A 3671-nucleotide genomic window follows, 5' to 3' on the forward strand; every position below is an offset into this window, starting at 1 on the left:
CTTTTACTACTTCGTCCTCTTCGTCTAGCGTGATTTTGAAACAAAACGCAAGGCGCGCGACGCTTGGCTTTAAAGAGCAGATATTTTCGCTCAAATTTCGCGGCAGCATCGGCACGGCTTTGTGCGGAAAATATACCGAAAATCCGCGCGTTTTGGCCTCTGCATCTATCGGAGAGTAGGGAGTGACGTATTCGCTGACGTCTGCGATCGCGACGTAAATTTCGCGCTTTTTCTCGTCAAAATATATCGCGTCGTCAAAGTCTTTGGCATCGACCGGATCGATCGTGCAAAAAGGCAGTTTCCTTAAATCTATCCTTTGCGGATACATCGCAGCATCGACCTCGTCGCCCCATGCGAGCGCCTGGGCTTCGCACTCCTCGTTAAATTCGTCGTTTTTGTTAAATACGGCAAGCGAGATTTTCTCGTCGCTAAGCGGGTCGTTGATATTGCCGATGACTTCGACTATTTCGTTATTTATGTTGCTAATTTTTAGTAGCGTGCCCGGCGGTAGCATTTTTAGCGATTTTTGCGACGCTTTTAGAGCCGAGCTAAGTCCGGTTTTAACGTTTACGCCAAGGATTACCGAGCCTATTTGCTTGGTATAGATTACGCTCGTTTCGTTGGCGAGTTTTAGCGTCATCACGACTTTGGCGCTTTGGCGTTTTTTCTTTAGCGGCAAAAGCTTTGCTAGCACGATGTCGCCGTAGTGCGAGGCGTTTAAATTTTTATTTTCTATTATTATATCTTGCTTAAATCGTTTGTCATAAGGCGCCAAAAAGCCCGTGCCGTTTGCGCTTATATCGAGTTTGCCACAGACAAAGCCGTTATTTAGATAGTAACGATCTTTGTGGCGGCTTACGGCGTTTAAATTTAGTAAATTTCGTAGGATTTCTTTATCGGCGGAGGCGACTTCCTTTTCGCTTGCTCCGTCAAGTAGTTTGGTTAAAAATTCTTTCACAAATTCGCTTTGACTTTTGCGACGGCTTCTAAAAATTTATCTTGCGCAAAGCCGTATTCGTCGAGACACATTAGCGTATTTTGTAGTCCGTCGTCGCTAAGCTGGCTAAAGATATTTACGGCGTTTTTGACGACCCTGAGCGCTTTTGAGTAGTCTTTGATGTGCTCGGGCGCATCGTCTGGATCGTTTGAATAATATATCGCGTCTACTAGCTCGGTTTCTAGGTTCCATTGTTCGAAAATTTTAGCCGTTACCGTTTCGTTTGAGATGCCTACGATATCGGTTTCTAGATCGGATAGATCAAATGGATTTGAAATTTCTTTTAATCTTTTTCTAAATTCGTCCGCCTTGCCTTTTTCGTTTAATTCATGAGAAATCACGATTTTGCCGACTTCTAACATAAACGAAGCGGGGCTTAACACGGCGAGTTCTTTCGCGTCGATCTTAGAGTACCAGTTGTACGTGAGGGCATTTTGCATTATGGAAATATTTAAAAAGTCGTGGCTAGTAATGCCGTAAGGGTCTAAATTTATCTTAAAGTTCTTTTTAACGGCGCTTGAGAGCGCAAAACCGCGTACGGTCGCCATACCAAAAAGCGACACGGCCTTTTCGATAGTCGTTATTTCGCGACTAAATCCGTAAAGCGGAGAATTTGCCGAGCGTAAAATATTCGCCGTTAGCATCGGGTCTTTGGCGATTATCTGAGCTAGGTCGCCTAGCGAACTATTTTCGTTTGAACAGACGGCTTGGACTTTTACTACCGTATCGTCTAGCGGAGGGAGCGCCTTTATATGTTTGTAGATTGAATCATTCATAATTTTTACACTCTGTATCTATAAATTTTTATAATCTGCAATTTTACACTAAAAGGCTTTTTAATAAACTTAAATCGAGTCTAAGTCAAGTTTATTTCAGCGCGCAAATAGTATAATCACGCAAATTTATCTTAAAACAAAGGAATGCAAAATGGCTGTAAATATTTATTACGATAAAGATTGCGATTTGAGCTTGATTAGAAGCAAAACCGTCGCGATGATAGGTTTTGGTTCGCAAGGACACGCGCACGCCGAAAATTTGCGCGATAGCGGCGTAAAGGTAATCGTGGGTCTGGCAAAAGGCGGTAGAAGCTGGGCGAAGGCCGAGGCAAAGGGCTTTGAGGTAAAAACGGTAGCAGAAGCCGCAAAGGCCGCCGACGTCGTTATGATTTTAACTCCCGACGAGCTTCAGGCCGAAATTTTCGAGCGAGAGATTAAACCTAACCTTAAAAGCGGCGCGGCGATCGCATTTGGACACGGATTTAACGTGCATTTCGGACAGATCAAAGCTCCTGAAGACATCGACGTCATCATGATCGCTCCAAAAGCGCCCGGCCATACGGTAAGAAGCGAATTCGTTCGCGGCGGCGGCATCCCCGATCTAATCGCCGTAGAGCAAAACGCGAGCGGAAAAGCCAAAGAGCTGGCTCTAAGCTACGCTAGCGCGATCGGCGGCGGCAGAACGGGCATTATAGAAACTACATTTAAAGACGAGACCGAGACCGATCTTTTCGGCGAGCAGGCGGTGCTTTGCGGCGGACTTTGCGCGCTGGTAAACGCAGGCTTTGAGACGCTAGTAGATGCCGGATACGAGCCTGAGATGGCGTATTTTGAGTGCCTTCACGAGTTAAAACTAATCGTAGATCTAATGTATCAAGGCGGTATGGCCGATATGCGCTACTCTATCTCAAATACTGCAGAGTACGGCGACTATGTGAGCGGACCGCGCGTCATCGGCGAAGACAGCAAAAAGGCGATGAAGGAAATTTTAAAAGAGATCCAAAACGGTAAATTCGCAAAAGACTTCATCCTAGAACGCAAGGCCGGATACGTCCGCATGAACGCAGAGCGCGGTATCGCCGAAAGAAGCCTGCTAAATCAAACCGGCAAAAAACTACGCTCTATGATGCCTTGGATCAGCTCGGGCAAACTCATCGACCAAAGCAAAAATTAATTGAACTCAAAATCCAGAAAAAGATCCGTCAAAAAGCGTCCTAAAAAAGGGCGCTTGCGAGGCGGATTTAAGCTACCGTTTTCCGCTATTTTTATCGCCTGTATCCTGCTCGTCGGCGCATTTTATTTTTTGGACGTTAAATTTAAGCCGTATGCCGCCGAAAAACTCATCGCAAAGGCGCAAGAGTATCTAAGCGTTTCTAAAAAAGAAGAAACGGCGAATTTAGCATCGTTTAAGTCCGGTGCCGAGGATGCGAGCGAAGTCCAAAATAGCGACTCTGGCGTACATTCTAGAGCGAATTTAACGGACATCAAAGCTCTTTTTGCGCAAGCTTCGTTAAATGAGGCAAATTTAGAAAATAAAGATGACGGCGCAGGCGCGGCTTTTTTACGGGCTTCGCATACGCAAAGCGAGCTTGGTTCGGGTTTTTTAAACGACGACCAAGACGAGCGAACGAAATTCGTAAAGCGTCAAAACGTCATCGCGCGCGATAAAATTTCTCTTGAGTCGCGCGATCCTTCCGAGCTTGAAGGTGCGGTAAAAAACGACCTAGTTAAAAAGGATGGACGAGGAAATGAAAATCTAAACTTACCCGATACATACGGCGAACGAAACGACGAATTTAACGGCACCCAGGCCTCAAAAAGCGCAAACAAAACGCAAAGCGATGCTCTAGAGCAGACGCTAAAAAGTCCTAAATTTACTATAGATTTCGGCGCGCAAA

The 3671-nt window shown here is 45.5% G+C and carries 3 protein-coding genes and 1 pseudogene; 2 read left to right on the forward strand and 2 right to left on the reverse strand.

What is annotated here, in order from left to right; all coding sequences use genetic code 11:
* A partial coding sequence (locus RYL88_RS12190) for an RNB domain-containing ribonuclease (RefSeq protein WP_314991643.1) occupies positions 1-958 on the reverse strand: 958 nt, incomplete at its 3' end.
* Positions 955-1773 carry an HDOD domain-containing protein gene (locus tag RYL88_RS12195; RefSeq protein ID WP_314991646.1) on the reverse strand — a complete coding sequence of 273 codons (819 nt, stop codon included), beginning with the start codon at positions 1771-1773 and terminating at the stop codon, positions 955-957. The genes RYL88_RS12195 and RYL88_RS12190, both read right to left, overlap by 4 nt.
* A 151-nt stretch (positions 1774-1924) precedes the next feature.
* On the opposite strand from RYL88_RS12195, the gene ilvC reads away from it, so the two are divergent.
* Both ilvC and RYL88_RS12205 read left to right on the forward strand, forming a co-directional pair.
* Positions 1925-2947 (forward strand): ketol-acid reductoisomerase, encoded by a 1023-nt coding sequence (ilvC, locus tag RYL88_RS12200; RefSeq protein WP_295140633.1) that lies wholly within the window; start codon positions 1925-1927, stop codon positions 2945-2947.
* Positions 2948-3671 (forward strand): annotated as a pseudogene (locus RYL88_RS12205) (hypothetical protein); the annotation flags it as partial.

Origin of the sequence: uncultured Campylobacter sp. (assembly GCF_963517995.1) — a bacterium.
Lineage (GTDB): Bacteria > Campylobacterota > Campylobacteria > Campylobacterales > Campylobacteraceae > Campylobacter_A.

Excerpts from the sequence above, each read along its gene's own strand:
- RYL88_RS12195 (WP_314991646.1), bottom strand. The coding sequence starts at position 1,773 with ATGAATGATTCAATCTACAAACATATAAAGGCGCTCCCTCCGCTAGAC.
- ilvC (WP_295140633.1), top strand. The coding sequence starts at position 1,925 with ATGGCTGTAAATATTTATTACGATAAAGATTGCGATTTGAGCTTGATT.